We start from the raw sequence: 18566 nt of genomic DNA on the forward strand, positions 1-18566 counted from the left end.
CGGAACTATGGAGCACTGATTATGTCAGTCACTGATATCGCAGAAAAGAAAACAGTTTCCAACGGGCAGAAGCGCAACACCAATTTCGTGCGGCTGATCCTGGAAGGCCGCGCCTTCTTCGCGCTGATCGTCATCATCGCGGTCTTCTCCTTCCTGTCACCCTATTACTTCAGCCTGAGCAACTTCCTGACGATGGCCTCGCATGTTGCCATCTTCGGCATCCTGGCGATCGGCATGCTGCTGGTGATCCTGAATGGTGGCATCGATCTTTCGGTCGGCTCGACGCTCGGGCTTGCCGGCTGCATTGCCGGCTTCCTCATGCAGGGCGTGACGCTGAGTTCGTTCGGCGTCATTCTTTATCCGCCGGTCTGGGCCGTGGTGGTGATCACCTGCGCTGTCGGCGCCGTCGTCGGCGCGGTCAATGGCGTGCTGGTCGCCTACTTGAAGGTTCCGGCCTTCGTCGCCTCGCTTGGCGTGCTCTATGTCGCCCGCGGCATTGCCCTGCTGATGACCAATGGCCTGACCTACAACAATCTCGGCGGCCGCCCGGAGCTTGGCAATACCGGCTTCGACTGGCTCGGCTTCAATCGTCTCGCGGGCATTCCGATCGGCGTCATCGTGCTCGCCGTGCTCGCGATCATCTGCGGCATCGTCTTGAGCCGCACGGCTTTCGGCCGCTGGCTTTACGCCTCTGGCGGCAACGAGCGCGCAGCCGATCTCTCGGGCGTGCCGGTCAAGCGCGTCAAGGTCATCGTCTACGTCCTTTCGGGCGTCTGCGCGGCAATTGCCGGTCTGGTCCTGTCGTCGCAGCTGACCTCTGCCGGTCCGACGGCGGGCACGACCTACGAATTGACGGCGATCGCAGCCGTCGTCATCGGCGGCGCGGCGCTGACGGGCGGTCGCGGCACGGTGCGCGGAACGATGCTCGGCGCCTTCGTCATTGGCTTCCTGTCCGACGGCCTCGTCATCATCGGCGTCTCGGCTTACTGGCAAACCGTATTCACGGGCGCAGTCATCGTCCTCGCAGTCCTCATGAACAGCATCCAATACGGGCGCCGGACAAAATCGTCCTGACGTCCGCAGCAGAACTTGTCCACGACGGCGGCTGGGTCTCCAAAAGTCGATCGCGGAAAGCACCGCCGGTTTCCGGCAGCATCTGAACTCACAAATGGGAGAGAGACTATGTTTAAAAAAGGCATGCGCATTCTTCTGGCAGCCGCGGCTGTCGCCCCGATCCTCGTCAGCTCCGCCTGGGCAGCAGGCCAGATGACGATCATCGTCAACGATCCGTCCAACCCCTACTGGCTGACGGAGGGCAACGTCGCCAAGGCGACGGCCGAAAAGCTCGGCTACACCGCCTCGGTCAGTGCGCATAAGGGCGACACCAACACCGAAAGCAACCTGATCGACACGGCCATCACCAACAAGTCGGTTGCCATCATCCTCGATCCGGCCAATGCCGATGGCTCGGTCGGCGCGATCAAGAAGGCGGTTGCCGCCGGTATCCCGGTCATTCTCGTCAATGCCGAAATCAACCAGGAAGGCCTCGCCAAGGCGCAGCTCGTTTCGAACAACGCCCAGGGCGCCGCGATCGGCGCGCAGCAGTGGGTCGAAGCGGTAGGCGACAAGGGCAAGTATGCCGAACTCTTGGGCGCACCGTCTGACAACAACGCCGCCACGCGCTCCAACGGCTACGAAACCGTCCTGACACAGTATCCCGATCTTCAGAAGGTCGCCAAGGAAGTCGCCAACTGGGATCGCACCCAGGGTCACAACAAGATGCAGTCCATGCTGCAGGCCAACCCTGACATTATCGGCGTAATCTCCGGCAATGACGAAATGGCGCTCGGCGCCATCGCAGCGCTGAAAGAAGCCGGCAAGCTCGCCAATATCAAGGTCGGCGGTTTCGACGGCTCGCCGGATGCGGTCGCAGCGATCAAGGCAGGCGAGTTACAGTACACCGTCCTGCAGCCCGTTGCCGTCTTCTCCGAAGAGGCCGTAAAGCAGGCTGACAGCGTCATCAAGACGGGCAGCACCGGCGCCAAGAGTGAAAAGCAGCTGTTCGATTGCCTGCTGATCACCAAGGACAATATCGACAAGTATACCGGCCCGTTCGTTCTGGCCCAGTAGTGAAAACGAGGGCGCCCAACCCGGGCGCCCTCCTCGACCCTTTCAATCGCATCAAGCCGCTTTCGCCTTCTTTGCCTTGGCATGGCAATCACGATACGAAGCCGAGGTATCGAATTCAGCGACAAGGGTGACCCGTGACACAGAAGACCAATCAGGGCGATGAACTGTTGGACGAACTGACCAGCGACAGCCGCCAGACACGCCAGGTCGCGCGCCGACGCATGATCGCGGAGGCCGTGATGAGCGAGGGTTCGATGCGGATCGAGGATTTGACAGATCGTTTCGGCATCAGCCTGATGACGGCGCACCGCGATGTGGATGAACTCGTCAGCCGCGGCATCTTCAGGAAGACCCGCGGCATCGTCACTGCGGCGGCCACCAATCTCATCGAATCCAGCGATGTTTACCGCTCCAGCCGGCAGGCGCTGGAAAAGAAAGTGATCGCCGAGGCGGCGATGCAGTTCGTCGAACCGGGACAGGCGATCTTTTTCGACGATTCGACGACCGTATTGCAGATGGCTTCGCATCTTTCTTCCAAGGTGCCGATCACCGCCATCACCAATTCACTGACGCTGATGAATGCGCTGACCGGCATGCACGATGTCACCCTGCTGGCACTTGGTGGCCAGTACTACAATTGGTGCAATGCCTTCATGGGGCGCATGACTATCAAGGAGATCAACGGTTTGCGGGCTGACGTCGCCTTTATCTCCATGTCCGCCATCAACGACGGCATCGTGCTGCATCAGTCGCCCGAGACCGTCGATACGAAGCGCGCCATGTTCGACTGTTCCGTCAAACGCATCCTGCTTGCCGACCACACCAAGTTCGAACGGCGCGCGCTTCACAGCTTCGCGGCGCTCGACGAATTCGACGTCGTCATCGTCGACGACAAGACCCTGCCCATGCACATCGACCGGATGCGCTCCAAGGATATCAACGTCGTCGTTGCCAGGACCGGCAACGGGCGCGCGTGACCGGATCGCCCGGTCGCGATAGAAAGGTGAATGCGCATGCCGAGTCTGCTCGGGATCGATAGTGGCCTAACTGTCACGAAGGCCGTCATTTTCGATATCGACGGCACGCCCATCGCCGTCGCCCGGCGACGCGTTAGCCAGCTCATCCCCAGGCCGCGCTTCGTGGAACGGGACATGCGCGAATTGTGGACCGCGACGGCCGAGGCGATCCGCGAGGCGATCGTCCTCAGTGGCCGTCCGGCAAGCGATATCCAGGCCGTGGCCGCAACGGCGCATGGCGATGGCATTTACGTGCTGGATCAATCGCAGGAGCCGCTTGGCAACGGCATCGTATCGCTGGACAGCCGCGCGGGTGATATCGTCGATCAATGGACGAAGGATGGGGTCGCCGACGAGGCGATTGCGCTTACAGGTCAGGTGCCGCATGTCTCCGCCCCGTCGGCACTGCTGGCCTGGATCCGGGACCACGAGCCGGAACGGTTCGAACGGATCGGCCACCTCATGAGCTGCAAAGACTGGCTGCGATTTTGCCTGACCGGCACCATCGGTACCGATCGCACCGAAGCGAGCACTTCGTTCACCGACGTGAAGACACAAGACTATAGCGAGAACGCCCTGCGCCTGTTCGGTTTGCAGGCGCTTGTAAGAGCTCTGCCGCCCGCCGCCCGCTCGGATGAGATCGTCGGACGAATTACAGCCGATGCGGCGCGCTTGACGGGCCTCGTGGAAGGCACGCCCGTGGCTGCCGGATTGCACGATGTGACCGCCTCGGCGCTCGGTGCGGGTGGTTATGCCGATGGTGTCGTTGCCGTCATTGCCGGAACCTATTCGATCAATGAGACGCTGTCTTTCGAACCGCGCGTCGATCGGCGCTGGTTTTGCCGCAATGGGATTGCGCCGGGCGTCTGGAACAGCATGTCGATTTCGCCCGCATCGAGCGCCAATTACGAGTGGTTCATCGAAAAGCTGTGCGGCCGCGAATGGGCGGACTGCGAAGCCAAGGGTACGTCCATTCACACTCTGCTGGCATCCGAGATCGACGCGGCTTTTGACCGCCCGTCGCCGGTGCTTTTCCACCCCTATCTCTTCGGCTCTCCTTATGGCGCATCGGCAAGCGCAAGCTTCTTCGGGCTTGGCGGCTGGCATGACCGCGGCGACATGCTGCGGGCGGTCATGGAGGGCATTGCGTTCAACCATCGTATCCATATCGATGCCCTGCGCGACGGCTTTGTCTTCCAGGAGGCGCGACTTGCCGGCGGCGTGTCGCGCAACCCCGCGGTCGCGCAGATGTTTGCCGACGTGCTCGCAATGCCGGTGACGGTGACCGGCACCGATGAAGCGGCCGCCTGGGGGGCGGCGCTTTGCGCCGGCGCGAGCACCGGTATCTACCCGGACCCACAAAGCGCTCCAACGAAAGACAAGCAAGGCAAGACCTGCAGCCCGGATCCCTCCCGCAGCCGCGACTATGAAAGACGCTACCGGCTTTTCCTGGAAGTTGCGGAAGTTATGAAGCCGCTTTGGCCAAAGATCGCCGGCCTTGCGCAGGACAGCGCGGCAGAGGCCGCAGTTTAGGACGACAGCACCATGACCCTCGACACGCTTGAGCATAGCCCGGACACCCGCGAGAACGACGTTGATGTCGTGATCCTTGGAGCAGGCATCAATGGCGCCGGCCTGTTTCGTGACCTTGCGCTGCAGGGCGTCAATTGCATGATCGTCGATAAATCGGACTTCGGTTCCGGCACGAGCGCGGCGCCGTCTCGCCTCATCCACGGCGGACTGAAATATTTGGAAACCGGAGAATTCGGCCTGGTTGCCCAATCGACTCTGGAGCGCAATCTGCTTTTGAAAAACGCACCGCATTGCGTCGAACCGCTTCCCACATTCATTCCGGTCTTCTCCTGGACACGCGGCATTTGGGCCGCGCTGCGAACGTTGCTCGGCTCCAAGACCGCGCCCCGCAGCCGCGGAGCCGTTCTCATCAAGATCGGTCTTTCCCTTTACGACTTCTTCGGCTCGCGTGATCGCATGATGCCGCGGCATCGGCTGATCTTGAAAAAGAAGGCCCGGCAGGAAATGCCACATGTGACGTCGGCAATCGTTGCCGGCGGGATCTACTATGATGCGAAAATCAGCCGACCGGAGCGCCTCGTCTACGAACTCGTCAAGGATGGGCTGGAGGCGAACCCGCGTTGTGTCGCCGCAAATTTCGCCACGCTGACCGCTTGCACAGAAGGACGCCTGAGCTTTCGAAAGGAAGACGGAGAGGAACTCTCAGTACGCCCCAGGCTCGTCGTGAACGCAGCAGGCCCGTGGATTGATCATGTCAATGAAGCGCTCGGCGCCCCCTCGCATCTGATCGGCGGCACGAAGGGCTCGCATATCCTGATCGATCATCCCGAACTGGTGCGCAGCCTGAACGGCCATATGATCTATTTTGAAGCCGATGACGGCCGCATCTGCCTGGTCTACGGCTATCTGGGGCTGGCGCTCGTCGGCTCGACGGATATCCCGAGCCGGGATCCCGACACTGTGCGCTGCGAGGAACCCGAAATCGATTATTTCCTCCAGAGCCTGCGATCGCTGCTTCCGACATTGCGCTTCGATCGCGACCAGATCGTCTATACCTACAGCGGCATCCGGCCGCTTCCCGCCTCCGACGGAACAGCGCCGGGCCTGATCAGCCGCGACCATTCGGCCCCCATCATCGAAGCGGATGGCAAGCGGCCTTTTGCCATTATGTCCCTCGTCGGCGGCAAATGGACGACGTTTCGCGGTTTTGCCGAAGAGGCTGCCGACACCGTTCTTTCCCGATTGGAGCGCTCGCGCAAGCAATCGACCCGTTACATCCCGATCGGCGGTGGAAAGGCATTTCCGGCCGACGCGCAAGCGAGGCGGGTCTTCGTGGACAGGATCGCGGCGGCTGCAGGCATGACGGCCGCGCGCGCAGAACAGCTTTTGAACCGCTACGGGACGACCGCCGAGGCGGTGGCAATGTTCCCCTCCGATCATTCCGACGAGCGACGCCTATCGGGGGCCGAACACTTCAGTTTTCAGGAGATCGGCTGGATCGCGCGCAACGAGTTGGTGATCCACCTCGCCGATATCGTTCTGCGCCGCACGACGATCGCGATCGAGGGCCGGCTAACCTACGAAGGCTTGACGGATATTGCCGGCATCACCGCGAAAGCGCTCGGCTGGGATGCTCCGCGTGTCGAGTATGAGATCAATGACGTAGTTTCTCTGCTCAAGGCGTTTCACGGCCAGACACTGGCCGCCGGCAGGCCGGATATCGAGCCGGGAAAAAGCGCCCGCCCCCTCAGCCGATGAGATCTGAAGCATGTCGCACAAAAGTGTGCAGCAGTGTTGCGCAACATGAAGAAAACAGGACTTAAAGCGTGGCAGGCGGATCTGAAGATCGCGATACGCTTTAAGAGAAGACCGGATCGAGCGCGCCGGATGCGTAACGCTTCGCCATCGCCGAAACCGGAAGCGGCCTGATCCGGTCCGCCATGCCGGCCGTGCCGAACTGCTCGAAGCGCTCTCTGCAAAGCTTAGTCAGCGCCGCCATCGCCGGCTTCAGATATTTGCGTGGGTCGAATTCGCTCGGATCTTCCTGCAAGACCCGGCGGATTTGCCCGGTCATGGCCATCCGGCCGTCAGTGTCGATGTTCACCTTGCGAACGCCGTTCTTGATGCCGCGCTGGATTTCTTCGACTGGCACGCCCCATGTCGGTTCCATCCGACCGCCATATTTGTTGATGATCTCCTGAAGCTCGATAGGCACCGACGATGAGCCGTGCATGACCAGATGCGTGTTCGGCAGCTTGCGGTGGATCTCCTCGATGACATTCATCGCCAACACCGAACCATCTGGCTTGCGCGTAAATTTGTAGGCGCCGTGCGAGGTGCCCATGGCAATCGCCAGTGCATCGACCCGTGTCTCGCGCACGAATTTCACCGCCTCGTCCGGGTTGGTCAGCAGTTGGTCGTGAGACAGCTTGCCTTCGGCGCCGTGCCCGTCTTCTGCCTCTCCCATGCCCGTCTCCAGAGAGCCAAGCACACCGAGTTCGCCTTCAACGGAAATACCGCCGAAATGCGCCATTTCGGTCACTCTCTTCGTCACGTCGACATTGTAATCCCAGTCGGCGGGTGTCTTCGCATCGGCTTTCAGCGAGCCATCCATCATGACAGAGGTAAAGCCCGCCTGGATAGCCGTCATGCAGCTCGCCTGATCGTTGCCATGGTCGAGATGCACGCAAACCGGGATATGCGGGTAGATTTCGACGACCGCATCCATCATGTGTTTAAGCATGATGTCATGGGCATAGGCGCGCGCGCCGCGCGATGCCTGCATGATGACGGGCGCGCGGACCGCATCTGCGGCTTCCATGATGGCGAGCGCCTGTTCCATATTATTGATATTGAATGCAGGAACGCCGTAGCCCTCCTCCGCCGCGTGATCCAGCAACTGCCTGAGCGTGATGCGCGCCATTGAACACTCTCCCCTCACACGTGAGACACGTCGAAATCGTTGGCTTCCGTCTTTGGAAGGATCGCACAATCACAAAATCGGAACAAGTATAAATCACAATATCACAAATCTGGTGATTCATTGTTCTTCATTTGCACGTTCGGTTCTGTGCCGGGCGAAAAACCGGGCTTATGAGTCGGCGTCTTTGAAGGCTTCAATCGATCCAGTCACTGTAACCGGTCTCAAGCGCCCTTTGGGCAAGCGACAGGACCGGCTCGTAGTCGGCATCCGTAAGGATCGCGACATCGACGAGGCCGAGAATGTCGCGCGCACGGGAAAGCGATGGTGCGGCGATCGCGGCGACAAGCGCCTCGCGCATCAAAGCAACATCCGCGTCCGAAACCTTTCCTCCGGTAATGAAAGGCAGACCTGGTGTTGCGGGTGTCTCGGCGAGGATGCGGATGCCTTCGATGCGAGTGGGTGTGAAACGCAGGAGATTGGCAAACGTGACGCAGTCGATTGCGGCGCAATCGGCCCTGCCGTCCGAGACAGCATCGATGCTCCCGCCATGGCTGCCGGTTTCGACAGTGCCACCGAAGAAGCGGCCACTACGGGCAAGCGGACCAGCTGCGGCTCGGAGCAGATTCGCCCCGGAATTGCTGTCGGGACTATTGATGGCGGCTATCGCACCGCTTAGGTCTTGCAGGGAAGCAAAACCAGAATCGCGGCGCACGACGACGAAGCTGCGCATCAGCGGTCCGTCGCAGCCGGGATGGGCGTAGACCGGTGTTGCAACGAGGCGCACCTTGCGACGCAATCGCTTCACATAGGGATAGCCGCAGGTCTGGGAAAAGAGCAGGTCCTCACGAAGCCAGGCCTCGTCGTAGGGGACAGTGACATCGAGGCTTTCGGGCAGATCCGAAAGCCTGGCCTGCGCAAGATGGTGCCGAAGGAACGACCAGAGTTCGGCGGTGGCGTCCGCAAGCGGTTGCGGCGTGACGTACATTGCAAGGCTGGCAAGATGCATGCTCTTTACTCGCCGTACTGTTCGCCGAGCAGGCGAGAGGCAAGGACGGCCACATCTTCACCGAGCGAACGATCCTCGGTCATGACCGGCGTGAGGCCTCGAACGAAGGCTTGAGTCTTTCTCGTCCCCTGTCCGCAGCGGTGGCCGGAGCGATGATCAACGGCCTGGGCTGCCGCCAGCATCTCGCAGGCAATGAGCAAGCGCCAAAGCTCCAACATCTCGCCGAGCTTGCGCACGGCAAGGGCCGATTGCGTTGCATGATCCTCGACCCCTTCCGACACGGCAAGGAAGTCGAGCATGACAGGATTGGCCTTGTGCCGGATATCGGCCATCAGCGCAGCAACCGTCTTCTGCATCGGCACGAACCCGGCCGATGGACCGCCGACCGGGGAGAGGTAGCGCGGCAAGCCGTTGCGGGGCGAGCCCGTCAGCTGAATGAATCGTGCGGCCGATGCCGCGGCGGCCTGAGCGACCGCGAGCCCGAGCGTTTCGAAGGCAAGCGAAAGCGCCGGCGTCTGGAAATTGCCTGAAGACAGCACCTGCTGTTCCTCCACCAGCACGACAGGATTGTCGGCGGCGGCATTCAGCTCGATCTCGACGGCCTCGACGGCCCTCGACAGCGCATCGGCAAGTGTTCCATGGATGGGTGCAAGGCAGCGCAGGCTAAGCGGATCCTGGATGGCGGCGCTCGCCTCGAAAAGGGTCGAGCCCTCGAGCATCTGCAGCAGTCGATGGGCCTCGTCTGCCTGGCCCACCGCTGGACGGGCGCGTTGTATGGCAGGCGACAGGATGAGCGGATTGCCGGCAAGGCCCTCAAAGCTCAAGGCAGCCGCCCGGCGCTGGGCATCGAGCAGTTGTTTGGCGTCGTATAGGACGAGGGCGCCCTGGCCGGCAGAGACCGCTGAAGCATTGAGAATCGATATGCCGTCCTTCGGCTGCAAGCTTGCAGGCACCAGGCCCGCAAGCTCAAGGGCTTCGTTCGCCGAATAGATGATGCCGCGATATTCGGCTTTTCCTTCGCCAACCAGGGCGCGAGCCATGGCAGACAGCAGGACAAGGTCACCCGCGCCAATTGAGCCGAGCGACGGCATGACCGGATGAACGCCGGCATTCAGCAAGGCAAGCAGCGCCTCGAAGACGGGCAGCGAAATACCGGAACCGCCGACAGCCAGCATCGAGAGCCTGACGGCGATGACCGCACGTGTCACATCGCGCGGCAGCGCTTCACCGACCGCCATGCCACGGCCGCGGATCAGTTGCAGTTGAAAGGCTTCGAAATCGCCAGTCACCGCTGTCTTCAGATTGGCGCCGAGCCCGGTGTTCATGCCGTAGATCTGCTGGCCGGCCGCTGCGGCACCTTCCAGGATGCGCCGCGCGGCAATCAATCGTTCACGGACTGCATCGGAAACCTCGACCAGCGCATCGCCGCGGGCGATCGCTGCGATGTCGGCAATGGTAACCCCGGAGCCGGTCAGCAGGATTTCCGTCATGCGAAGCGCAGCCTCTGGCCGATACCGGTCGAGCGGGCCTTCGAAAGCAGCGCGTGGCCAAGTGCGATGTCGCTGAGCGACAGGCCGCGATGCCAGAGCAGGATCGTCTCGTCATCGCTCTCACGGCCCGGCTTCAAGCCTGCAACGACCTGGCCGAGTTCAGCATGCAGCGTCTCCTCGGAAAGCCTGCCCGTCTCGACATGGGCGCGCAGCGAGCCGAATTTACCGGTCTTGCACTGACCCCAGTCATCGACGACGAGCTTGGCCATGATGTCGGTCAGCGACAGTTCAATGGCGCTCATCGTGCCGTAGGGCACGACGAAGGCACCCTTCTTGATCCACTCGGTCTTCAGAAGCGGTTCGGGCTGCGATAGCCGCGAGGCCTCGACGACGATATCGGCGCCCTCCACGCAATCGCGCCAGTTGTCGACCACTCTGATCTTCTTGCCGAGGTCGGCCTCCAGCTTGGCGCCGAAGGCATCGCGGCTTTCCGGCCGGCGCGAATGAACGCGAATCTCGTCGAAATCGAAGAGATGATCGAGCAGGCGGACATTCCAGTAGGCCGTGCCGCGCGCGCCGATATGGCCGAGCACCTTCGAGCCCTTCCGGGCGAGATGCCGGGCGCCGAGCGCGGTGACGGCGCCGGTGCGCATGTCGGTGATGACGGTTGCATCAAGGATCGCCTTCGGCACGCCGGTGCGCGGATCGAAGAGGTTGAGCACGCCGAATTCGGAGGGATAACCGAGCTTGTAGTTGTCGACATAGTCGCCGACGACCTTCACGCCGGCAAGGCCGAGCGGTGCCACATAGCCGCGCAACACGTTGAAATGGCCGTGAAAGCTTGCATCCGGCTCAAGATGAACGCGCGGTTCGATCACCGTCTGACCCCTGCCCTGGGCGGCCAGCGAGGTTTCGATCGCCGCCAGGATTTCATCGTTGGTCAGGTCAAGCGCCTCGATGTCGAAGGCGTTCAGATAGTCGATATAGATAGGGTCCATTGTCATCTCGTTTTATCGTTTAATCGGCGCGCTGAGGCCGAGGTTCTGGCGAAGCGTGCGGCCGTCATAATCTTCGCGGAAAAGGCCGCGGCGGCACAGTTCCGGCACCACGTGGGTGACAAAATCCTCGAGCCCCGAGGGAAAGAGCGGCGCCATGACGTTGAAGCCGTCGGCAGCACCTGCGGCAAAGCGTTCCTCCATCGCATCGGCGATCTGCGCCGGCGTGCCGGCAACCTGCCAGTGGCCGCGTGCGCCGGCGAAATGACGTGCGAGTTCGCGGATTGAAAGGTTCTCGCGCCTGCCGAGATCGATGATCAGCTGCTGGCGGCTCTGGATGAGGTTGGTCTGCGGCATGTCAGGCAGCGGCCCGTCGAGCGGATAGGCCGAGAGGTCCTGAATGCTGAGATAGCTTGCAAGCAGGGCGACGCCAACGGCGTCCGGGATGAGTTCCTGCAACGCGCGGTATTTTGCCTTCGCCTCGGGTTCCGTCGCGCCGACGATTGGCGATATGCCGGGCATGATCTTGATGTCGTCGGGTCTGCGCCCGTATTTGGCAAGGCGCGACTTCACATCCGCATAGTAAGCCTGTGCCTCGGCAAGCGTCTGAGAGGCGGCGAAGACCACGTCTGCCGTGCGGGCGGCAAGTTCCTTGCCAACGTCGGAGGCACCGGCCTGCACCATGATTGGCCGACCCTGCGCCGAACGCGGGCTTTCGAGCACGCCCTCTACAGTGAAATGCTTGCCACGATGATACACCGGATGAAGTCTGGCGCGATCGGCAAAGGCCGCTCCGCCCTGCGGCAGATAGGCCGCCTCCTCCACACCGTCCCAGAGCGCGAGTGCTGCATCGGCGAATTCCTCGGCGCGCTCGTAACGCTCGGAGTGCGGCCGAAGCCCGCTGCTTGCGAAATTCTCCGCTTCGAGCTCGCTTGCCGACGTGACGAGGTTCCACCCTGCCCTGCCGCCGCTTAACTGATCGAGCGAGGCGAAGGTGCGGGCAAGGCCGTAGGGTTCGTTATAGGTCGTCGATGCGGTCGCCACGAGGCCGATATGCGTGGTGTTGACGGCAAGGGCGGCAAGCAGGCTCAACGGCTCGAAAGCCGTCGAGCGCGCCGCCTGGCTTGCCATCTCGGGATTGCGCTCGCGGATGGCGGCGGCGTCCTCCACGAAGAGCATGTCGAATTTGCCGCGCTCGGCGATGCGGGCAAGCTCGATGAAATGGTCGATATCGACACCGGCCGGGGCATGGGCGTCCGGATGCCGCCATGCCGCGATATGATGGCCGCCTGCCATCAGGAAGGCGCCCAGTCTCATCTTGCGATCGCCGCTCATGATGCATGCTCCAACATTGCCGCCGGATGAGCCGGACGGGCAAGACCAAGACGATCGCGCAAAGTCCCGCCTGCATTCGCCTTGAGCAGCCCGAGGCGTCGCAATTCCGGAATCACCTCCGTGAAGAACAGGTCCCCGATCGCGAGCGTCGGTGGCAAGATCGTGAAACCGTCGACCTGGCCGAGGCCAAACCACCGCTGCAGGGCATCGGCGATCTCAGCCGGCGTGCCGACGAGACGCGACGCGGACAGCGGTTGGCTCGCCCGGTCGGCCTCACCAAATCGGAGCGCATCGCTTGCCGCCTGCGCCGCTTCGGACGTCTCTGCAATGATCGGCACTATATTTGCCAGTATGCGAACGTCCTGCCGCCGGCGTCCGGCCGCTTCGAGCAGGCGCACGAAATCGGCCGCCGTCTCGTTCGCATTTTCCGGTGTCCGATCTTGAAGCAGGACGACTTCAACACCGTGCGCTGCCAACGCTTTGTTCTCTCCGCTCACAAGCTGGGCGATAACCGGTTTGCCCTGTGGCGAGCGGTTGACGTTGAGCGGCCCGCGCACCGTAAAATGCTCGCCCCTGTGGTTGAGCACATGCATCCTGCCTGGCTCGAAGAAACGGCCCTCAGCCTTGTCGTAGAGGAAGGCATCGTCTTCCCAGCTATCCCAGAGCGCGCTCACAAGGCCGAGATATTCCTGGTCGCGTTCGAATTGGCCGGATGCGGGGATGGCTACCCAGCCTGTGCGGCCGCCGCTGATCTGATCCAACGAGGCAAAGCGCCGGGCGAGATTATAGGGCTCGTGCTGACTGGTCGCAGCAGCTGCCAGGAAGCCGATCCGGCGCGCCTTCGTCGCAAGAGCCGCGACCAGCGTCGTCGGCTCGAAGGGCGTCGCAATGGGCGAGAGATCATCGACCGGCCGGGCACCGAGCCGGTCCGAGAGCAGGACGAAATCGAACCCCGCCTCCTCCGCTATCGCAACCTGGGAAAGCAGCGCATCAAAACCGAGAGGTTCGGGCCTTGCGGCATTGCGCCAGGCCGATGGGTGATGACCGAAAGGTGTGAGAGAAAAGCCGAGATGCATCAGAAACTCCTGCACTCAGATCGAGAAAATCGCGTCGCGCGTCAGCTGCCCGGTAACAATGCCACCGCCATCGACCACCGAAAGCACATCGCTGTTGGCCGCGACCATCAGCGACAAGGCATCGCGCAGATTGGCGCTTGCGGTGACACTGGCAGCGGGTGACGAGGGGGCACCAGGCCGCATCGCGTCGGCGACCGAAAACAGGCTGAGCCGCTTGATCGCCCGGTCTATACCGACGAAATTTGCGACGAAATCGTCGACCGGATGGGAGAGGATCGCATCCGGCGCATCATATTGTACAATCTTGCCGGCGCGCATGATGGCGATGCGGTCGCCGAGGCGGATCGCCTCGTCGAGATCGTGGGTGACCAGCACCACCGTCTTGCGCACGCGTTTCAGAATCTGCTTGAACTCGTCCTGCAGCCGGGTTCTGGCGATAGGGTCGATAGCGCCGAAGGGCTCGTCCATCAACAGTACCGAGGGATCGGCCGCAAGGGCGCGCGCCACGCCGATGCGCTGGCGCTGGCCGCCGGAGAGCTGCCGCGGATAGCGCTTCAGCATTTCCTTGGGATCGAGGCCGACGAGATCGAGAAGTTCATCCGTGCGCTTGGCGATCCGCGGCTGGTCCCAGCCGAGCAGGTTCGGCACGGCGGCGATATTTTCGGCAATCGTCATGTGCGGAAAGAGGCCGACATTCTGGATGACGTAGCCGATGTGGCGGCGAAGCTTGACCGGATCGGCCCTGGTTACGTCCTCGCCATTGACGAAGATGTGCCCCTCTGTCGGCTCTATTAGCCGGTTGATCATGCGCATCGTCGTCGTCTTGCCGCAGCCCGATGGGCCGATCAGCGCAACCGTCGAGCCCTCGGGAACATCAAGCGTCAAATTATCCACCGAAGGCGCGGCACTTTCGCCATAGCGCTTGGTGACGTTCTCCATGCGGATCATGCGGCGGTTCTTTCTGCAAATAAATGCTTCTCGGCGCGGCCGAGAATGAATTCGGTGGCGAGCGCCAGGATCGCGATCGGCACGGCGCCGACGATGAGCCGCGACATGTCCATCATGCCGATGCCGGTGGCGATGAAGTCGCCGAGCCCGCCGCCGCCGATGAAGGGCGCGAGCGTCGCTCCGGCCAGCACCTGGACGGCTGCCGTGCGCGCGCCGGCAAACATCGCCGGGGCTGCCAGCGGAATGCGGATCTTCCGCAGGACCTGGCTGCGGCTCATGCCCATGCCGATCGCCGCCTCCACCGCATCGGCATCGACATCGCGCAACCCGACATAGGCGTTGAGCAGGATCGGCGGCAGGGCAAGTACGGTCAGCGCCACGATCGAAGGCAGGATGCCGATACCGAGTAGCGGCAGCATGATCGCGAGGATCGCAAGGCTCGGAATGGTTCGGAGGCCATTGACGGTATTGATGACGCCAAAGGCGAAGCGACCGTAATTGACGATCAGGACAGCCAGCGGCAGCGCTATGGCAAGCGCGATCGCCAACGACACGCCGGACATCAGGAGATGGCGTCCGAGGGCGCGGAAGAATTCGTCCTGGTGATCGACGATCCAGAAAAAGGCAGTGCTCAGCATGCGCGTGCCCTCACTGCCAGCGCACCAGGGCCTGCTCGGCCCGGGTGAGAATGAAATCGAAGATGATGGCCAGCAGTGCCGTCAGAATGCCGCCGACCAGGATCTTCTCGGCATATTCCTGATCGATGCCGATCAGGATGATGGTGCCGAGCCCCCCGCCATCGATGAAGGCAGCGACTGTCGCAATGCCGATAACGGTGACGAGCGCGATGCGGGCGCCGGAGACGATCAGTGGCAGGGCGAGCGGTAGTTCGATGCGGAAGAGCCGCTGCCACGGGCCGTAGCCCATGCCGTCGGCGGCATCGAGCACATCGGCCGGAACGCCGCGGATACCGGTGACGACGTTGCGCAGCAGGATCAGCAGGCAATAGGAGGAAAGCCCTATCAGCGCCGGCTTCATGCCGAGACCGACGAAGGGGATCAAAAGCGCAAAGAGCGCCAGGCTCGGAATGACGAAGATGATGTTCGTTACCGTCAGCGCGAAGGCATAGAGCCGAGGCCGTCGGGCGCAGACGATACCGAGCACGAGCGCGATCGCAAGGCCGATGAGCACGGATGAAATCGACAGCACCAGATGCTGCCAGACGGCAAGCGCGATTTCCGGAATATGCTTGGGTGCCCAGTTCAAACGCGAGAAATCCTGTCTGCACGATCACGACAAAGCGGCGAAGCTCCAAGCTTCGCCGCATTTTTTCTTCAGGGAAAGCGAAACTTGCGTATCGCTGTCGATCAGATGCCCTTGGCCTTCAGGAATTCCGCGGCGACGTCGGCCGGTTCTTCCTTGTCGCGATCGACCTTGGCATTCAGCTCGCGCATGGTCTCGTTGTTGAGAAGCGGGCTCACCTTGTTCAGAACCTCGGCGATCTTCGGGTTCTTGGCGAGTGCATCCTGGCGCACGACCGGCACGAGGTAATAGGGCGGGAAGAGATGTTTGTCGTCGTCGAGCACGACCAGCTTGTTATCGGAGATCTGCCAGTCGGTTGCAAAACCATAGGAGACGTCGAGGTCCTTGCTCGTCAGTGCGCTGTAACGGATGCCGAGCTTGGCGAAGATCTTGAATTCCTTGAACTCGATGCCGTAGACCTGCTTCAGGCCCGGCAATCCGTCCTTGCGCTCGCCAAAGCCGCCTTCAGCGCCGAAGGTGAGGCCCTTGGAGACCGGACCGAGATCACTCAGCGTCTTCAGCTTGTACTTTTCGGCGGTTTCCGGAAGTGTGATGATTGCATAGCCGTTGTTGATCTGCGTCGGCTGCAGAAGCGTCAGCTTGAGGTTCTTCTCGTAGTAATCCTTGACGTCGGAATAGATCTTGTCGGCGGAACCTGACAAGTCGCCCTTGACGACGGCGGCAAGCGCCGTGCCGGTATATTCCGGATAGAGATCGATATCGCCGTTCGTCAGCGCCGTGTGGGCGACGAGCGTAGCACCGAGGTTGAGGTGGCGCTCGACTTCGACACCAGCCTTTTCAAGCGCCTGGGCGTAGATTTCGGCGACGACGAACTGTTCGGTGAAATTCTTGCTGCCGATCTTTACCGCATCGGCCTGCGCCGGTGCACCCACGAAGGCGGCCAGGATGGCGCCGGCAAAGAGCCCGGCGAAGGATTTCGAAAGCATTGCGTTCCCTCATTTGACATTCGAATTGTTCAGGAGAGGTGATAGCGGTTTCCAATGATCCGAGCGCGGAATGGAATACCAATTTTCTACCGATTTAGGTGAAATTTAATCCCCAAGAGAACGCTTGGCCATCGCACTACAGGATGCGCGTGGCAAACCGGCACAGACAACAACACAGCCCGATCATCGAAGGGTCGGAAGAAGGTGTAGCCGGTCAAGATCGGCTATCTGCCACCGGCCATTGCAGGCGAATACCGGCGACGCCAGCGCACTGGTTTTCCAATCAGTCCGTAGGCCACCGCCCGAGAGGCCGAGCTGCTCCAAGAATGCCGGCCATTGGCAGCGAGACTTGCATGCCATTGATAGCGAGAGGATTGACCTATAACATTGCCACAGCGGCAAGCGGCCGCGCAACAATCAGGAGCTTCCATGCCTACCGGTACAGTCAAATTTTTTAACGATGACAAGGGGTTCGGCTTCATCACCCCTGAGAATGGTGGGGCGGATGTATTTGTGCATGTCTCTGCCCTGCAACAAGGCGGATCTTTGAGAGAGGGACAAAAGGTAAGCTACGAGCTGGGCCAAGACCGCAAGACCGGAAAGTCGAAAGCAGAGAACGTCGACACGCTTTGATCAAGTCCACGGCTTTGAATAGCCAGCTATTCTCGTCCGGTCATTACATTGATATCTGATCCCGCTCGCAGCAGCGAGAGGGTATAGATGCCAAAGTAGCGGCTTCACGACGATACATGATCAACCTCCGTTGATCGGGCTTGAGGCAACCAGCATCTTCACGACAAATCAGGGCCGAGACTTGTGAAACCCTTGCTCATCTCGGTGAGGGCGAACTGCTGGAGCGTCGGCGGAAAACTGCCTGCAAGCACGACGATTGAGAAGGAGTTCGGCCGGCGTCAAATTTCCTCCGCCAAACGGGCGAGATTCTAACACCGGCCGTCCGTCCCTTTATTGATGGTCACCGTCCTGAATAGGGGCCCTGCCTGGCTGATCGTGGGGGCTAACAATACGGTCGCACTCGGTCTCGTCGGAAGCGTCATACGGCCCTCCACGAAGATCGACAATCACCGCAAGTTCTCCCCCGATTGGCGATGTAGTTCTCCCGCCTCTTGCGGCCGCATGCGCCGGCTCCTTTCAAGATCACGCTTGCGTGTTTACCCGCAAGAGCTTTCCTGCCCCGGCATCCTCTTCATCTCCAGAACCTGAAGGTCGTGCGGCAAATGTCCAACTCGGCGGCGACGGTGTATACTGCCTGAGAGATCGACTGGATCGCACATGGCGCATGTAATTCCTGGATGTCTAATATGACATCAAAAACAAATCATAGAAAAGCACCGCGATGCCGTCTACAAGTCAATGGACTGAAATGCGAACGAGACAGAAGGTAGACCATGAACGTCAAGACACCGAACGCGATTGATACCTATGTCGGCATGCGCATGCGCAGGCGCAGGCAGCTTCTCGGCATGAGCCAGGAGCGGCTTGCCGAGCAGATCGGCGTTACCTTTCAGCAGGTGCAGAAGTACGAAAAGGGCATCAACCGCATCGGCGCAAGCCGCCTGCAGCGGATCGCCGAAGTGCTGCGCACCTCGCCGGCCTTCTTTTTCGAACAGGATGATTCGCAAGCGCCGAGCCTTGCCGGCCTCGATCTTTCCGCCCCCGTAGATCCGGTCGCAGAATTTTTGCGGTCGAAGGAGGGCCTCGTCCTCAACAGAGCCTTTGTGAAGATCGAAGACCGGCGCATCCGCGAGACGATCATCTCGCTCGTCAATGCGATGGCGCAAGCCGAAAGCAGCGACATCCCGTTGGACGCGCTGAGAATGGATGAGCCGGAATCCCGCCCAGAATAA

At 61.2% G+C, this 18566-nt stretch carries 17 protein-coding genes; 7 read left to right on the forward strand and 10 right to left on the reverse strand.

Annotation, left to right across the window (positions count from 1 at the left end):
• The first annotated feature begins 21 nt into the window (after positions 1-21).
• From AC1DNW_RS04040 to AC1DNW_RS04060, 5 genes are all read left to right on the forward strand, one after another.
• The gene (locus tag AC1DNW_RS04040) at positions 22-1074 is read left to right on the forward strand and encodes an ABC transporter permease (RefSeq protein WP_113298769.1); all 1053 of its coding nucleotides are present in this window, start codon (positions 22-24) and stop codon (positions 1072-1074) included.
• A gap of 108 nt (positions 1075-1182) precedes the next feature.
• On the forward strand, positions 1183-2130 hold the full coding sequence (locus tag AC1DNW_RS04045; RefSeq protein WP_113308928.1) for a D-ribose ABC transporter substrate-binding protein: 948 nt from the start codon (positions 1183-1185) through the stop codon (positions 2128-2130).
• Between the two features lie 134 nt (positions 2131-2264).
• Positions 2265-3107: a DeoR/GlpR family DNA-binding transcription regulator gene (locus AC1DNW_RS04050; protein WP_113298767.1), complete on the forward strand. Its 843-nt coding sequence runs from the start codon at positions 2265-2267 to the stop codon at positions 3105-3107.
• A gap of 36 nt (positions 3108-3143) precedes the next feature.
• Entirely contained in the window at positions 3144-4679 is a 1536-nt protein-coding gene (locus tag AC1DNW_RS04055) for an FGGY-family carbohydrate kinase (protein WP_477851986.1), read from the forward strand.
• A gap of 12 nt (positions 4680-4691) precedes the next feature.
• Complete coding sequence (locus tag AC1DNW_RS04060) at positions 4692-6437, forward strand: glycerol-3-phosphate dehydrogenase/oxidase (RefSeq protein WP_477851987.1); 1746 nt, start codon at positions 4692-4694, stop codon at positions 6435-6437.
• 100 nt (positions 6438-6537) lie between these two features.
• Here AC1DNW_RS04060 and fba read toward each other — a convergent pair whose 3' ends face one another.
• From fba to AC1DNW_RS04110, 10 genes are all read right to left on the reverse strand, one after another.
• Positions 6538-7602, reverse strand: a complete 1065-nt coding sequence (gene fba, locus AC1DNW_RS04065; protein WP_113298765.1) for a class II fructose-bisphosphate aldolase — start codon at positions 7600-7602, stop codon at positions 6538-6540.
• A 193-nt stretch (positions 7603-7795) separates the two neighbouring features.
• On the reverse strand, positions 7796-8608 hold the full coding sequence (locus AC1DNW_RS04070; protein WP_477851989.1) for a phosphate/phosphite/phosphonate ABC transporter substrate-binding protein: 813 nt from the start codon (positions 8606-8608) through the stop codon (positions 7796-7798).
• Between the two features lie 5 nt (positions 8609-8613).
• Entirely contained in the window at positions 8614-10098 is a 1485-nt protein-coding gene (locus AC1DNW_RS04075) for an HAL/PAL/TAL family ammonia-lyase (RefSeq protein WP_477851991.1), read from the reverse strand.
• Positions 10095-11096, reverse strand: a complete 1002-nt coding sequence (locus AC1DNW_RS04080) for an ornithine cyclodeaminase family protein (protein WP_477851993.1) — start codon at positions 11094-11096, stop codon at positions 10095-10097. The genes AC1DNW_RS04075 and AC1DNW_RS04080 overlap by 4 nt, the downstream gene beginning before the upstream one ends.
• Positions 11097-11108: 12 nt before the next feature.
• Complete coding sequence (locus tag AC1DNW_RS04085) at positions 11109-12428, reverse strand: LLM class flavin-dependent oxidoreductase (protein ID WP_477851995.1); 1320 nt, start codon at positions 12426-12428, stop codon at positions 11109-11111.
• Positions 12425-13504, reverse strand: a complete 1080-nt coding sequence (locus tag AC1DNW_RS04090) for an LLM class flavin-dependent oxidoreductase (protein WP_477851996.1) — start codon at positions 13502-13504, stop codon at positions 12425-12427. Before AC1DNW_RS04090 ends, AC1DNW_RS04085 begins: the two co-directional genes overlap by 4 nt.
• 15 nt (positions 13505-13519) lie before the next feature.
• The gene (locus AC1DNW_RS04095) at positions 13520-14452 is read right to left on the reverse strand and encodes an ABC transporter ATP-binding protein (protein WP_477851998.1); all 933 of its coding nucleotides are present in this window, start codon (positions 14450-14452) and stop codon (positions 13520-13522) included.
• Entirely contained in the window at positions 14449-15090 is a 642-nt protein-coding gene (locus AC1DNW_RS04100) for an ABC transporter permease (RefSeq protein ID WP_113298758.1), read from the reverse strand. The genes AC1DNW_RS04095 and AC1DNW_RS04100 overlap by 4 nt, the downstream gene beginning before the upstream one ends.
• A gap of 10 nt (positions 15091-15100) precedes the next feature.
• Positions 15101-15718 carry an ABC transporter permease gene (locus tag AC1DNW_RS04105; RefSeq protein ID WP_113183801.1) on the reverse strand — a complete coding sequence of 206 codons (618 nt, stop codon included), beginning with the start codon at positions 15716-15718 and terminating at the stop codon, positions 15101-15103.
• A gap of 101 nt (positions 15719-15819) precedes the next feature.
• Positions 15820-16701 carry a glycine betaine ABC transporter substrate-binding protein gene (locus AC1DNW_RS04110; RefSeq protein WP_477851999.1) on the reverse strand — a complete coding sequence of 294 codons (882 nt, stop codon included), beginning with the start codon at positions 16699-16701 and terminating at the stop codon, positions 15820-15822.
• A 429-nt stretch (positions 16702-17130) separates the two neighbouring features.
• On the opposite strand from AC1DNW_RS04110, the gene AC1DNW_RS04115 reads away from it, so the two are divergent.
• Positions 17131-17334: a cold-shock protein gene (locus AC1DNW_RS04115; RefSeq protein WP_113298756.1), complete on the forward strand. Its 204-nt coding sequence runs from the start codon at positions 17131-17133 to the stop codon at positions 17332-17334.
• Between the two features lie 773 nt (positions 17335-18107).
• Positions 18108-18566: a helix-turn-helix domain-containing protein gene (locus tag AC1DNW_RS04120; protein WP_113308920.1), complete on the forward strand. Its 459-nt coding sequence runs from the start codon at positions 18108-18110 to the stop codon at positions 18564-18566.

The sequence above is a fragment of the Rhizobium sp. 05L429 genome, from assembly GCF_056397645.1.

Coding starts and splice junctions, on each gene's coding strand:
- AC1DNW_RS04110 (WP_477851999.1), bottom strand. CDS start 16,701: ATGCTTTCGAAATCCTTCGCCGGGCTCTTTGCCGGCGCCATCCTGGCC.
- AC1DNW_RS04040 (WP_113298769.1), top strand. CDS start 22: ATGTCAGTCACTGATATCGCAGAAAAGAAAACAGTTTCCAACGGGCAG.
- AC1DNW_RS04095 (WP_477851998.1), bottom strand. CDS start 14,452: ATGATCCGCATGGAGAACGTCACCAAGCGCTATGGCGAAAGTGCCGCG.
- AC1DNW_RS04075 (WP_477851991.1), bottom strand. CDS start 10,098: ATGACGGAAATCCTGCTGACCGGCTCCGGGGTTACCATTGCCGACATC.
- AC1DNW_RS04080 (WP_477851993.1), bottom strand. CDS start 11,096: ATGGACCCTATCTATATCGACTATCTGAACGCCTTCGACATCGAGGCG.
- AC1DNW_RS04045 (WP_113308928.1), top strand. CDS start 1,183: ATGTTTAAAAAAGGCATGCGCATTCTTCTGGCAGCCGCGGCTGTCGCC.
- AC1DNW_RS04100 (WP_113298758.1), bottom strand. CDS start 15,090: ATGCTGAGCACTGCCTTTTTCTGGATCGTCGATCACCAGGACGAATTC.
- AC1DNW_RS04115 (WP_113298756.1), top strand. CDS start 17,131: ATGCCTACCGGTACAGTCAAATTTTTTAACGATGACAAGGGGTTCGGC.
- AC1DNW_RS04055 (WP_477851986.1), top strand. CDS start 3,144: ATGCCGAGTCTGCTCGGGATCGATAGTGGCCTAACTGTCACGAAGGCC.
- AC1DNW_RS04070 (WP_477851989.1), bottom strand. CDS start 8,608: ATGCATCTTGCCAGCCTTGCAATGTACGTCACGCCGCAACCGCTTGCG.
- AC1DNW_RS04120 (WP_113308920.1), top strand. CDS start 18,108: ATGAACGTCAAGACACCGAACGCGATTGATACCTATGTCGGCATGCGC.
- AC1DNW_RS04090 (WP_477851996.1), bottom strand. CDS start 13,504: ATGCATCTCGGCTTTTCTCTCACACCTTTCGGTCATCACCCATCGGCC.
- fba (WP_113298765.1), bottom strand. CDS start 7,602: ATGGCGCGCATCACGCTCAGGCAGTTGCTGGATCACGCGGCGGAGGAG.
- AC1DNW_RS04085 (WP_477851995.1), bottom strand. CDS start 12,428: ATGAGCGGCGATCGCAAGATGAGACTGGGCGCCTTCCTGATGGCAGGC.
- AC1DNW_RS04060 (WP_477851987.1), top strand. CDS start 4,692: ATGACCCTCGACACGCTTGAGCATAGCCCGGACACCCGCGAGAACGAC.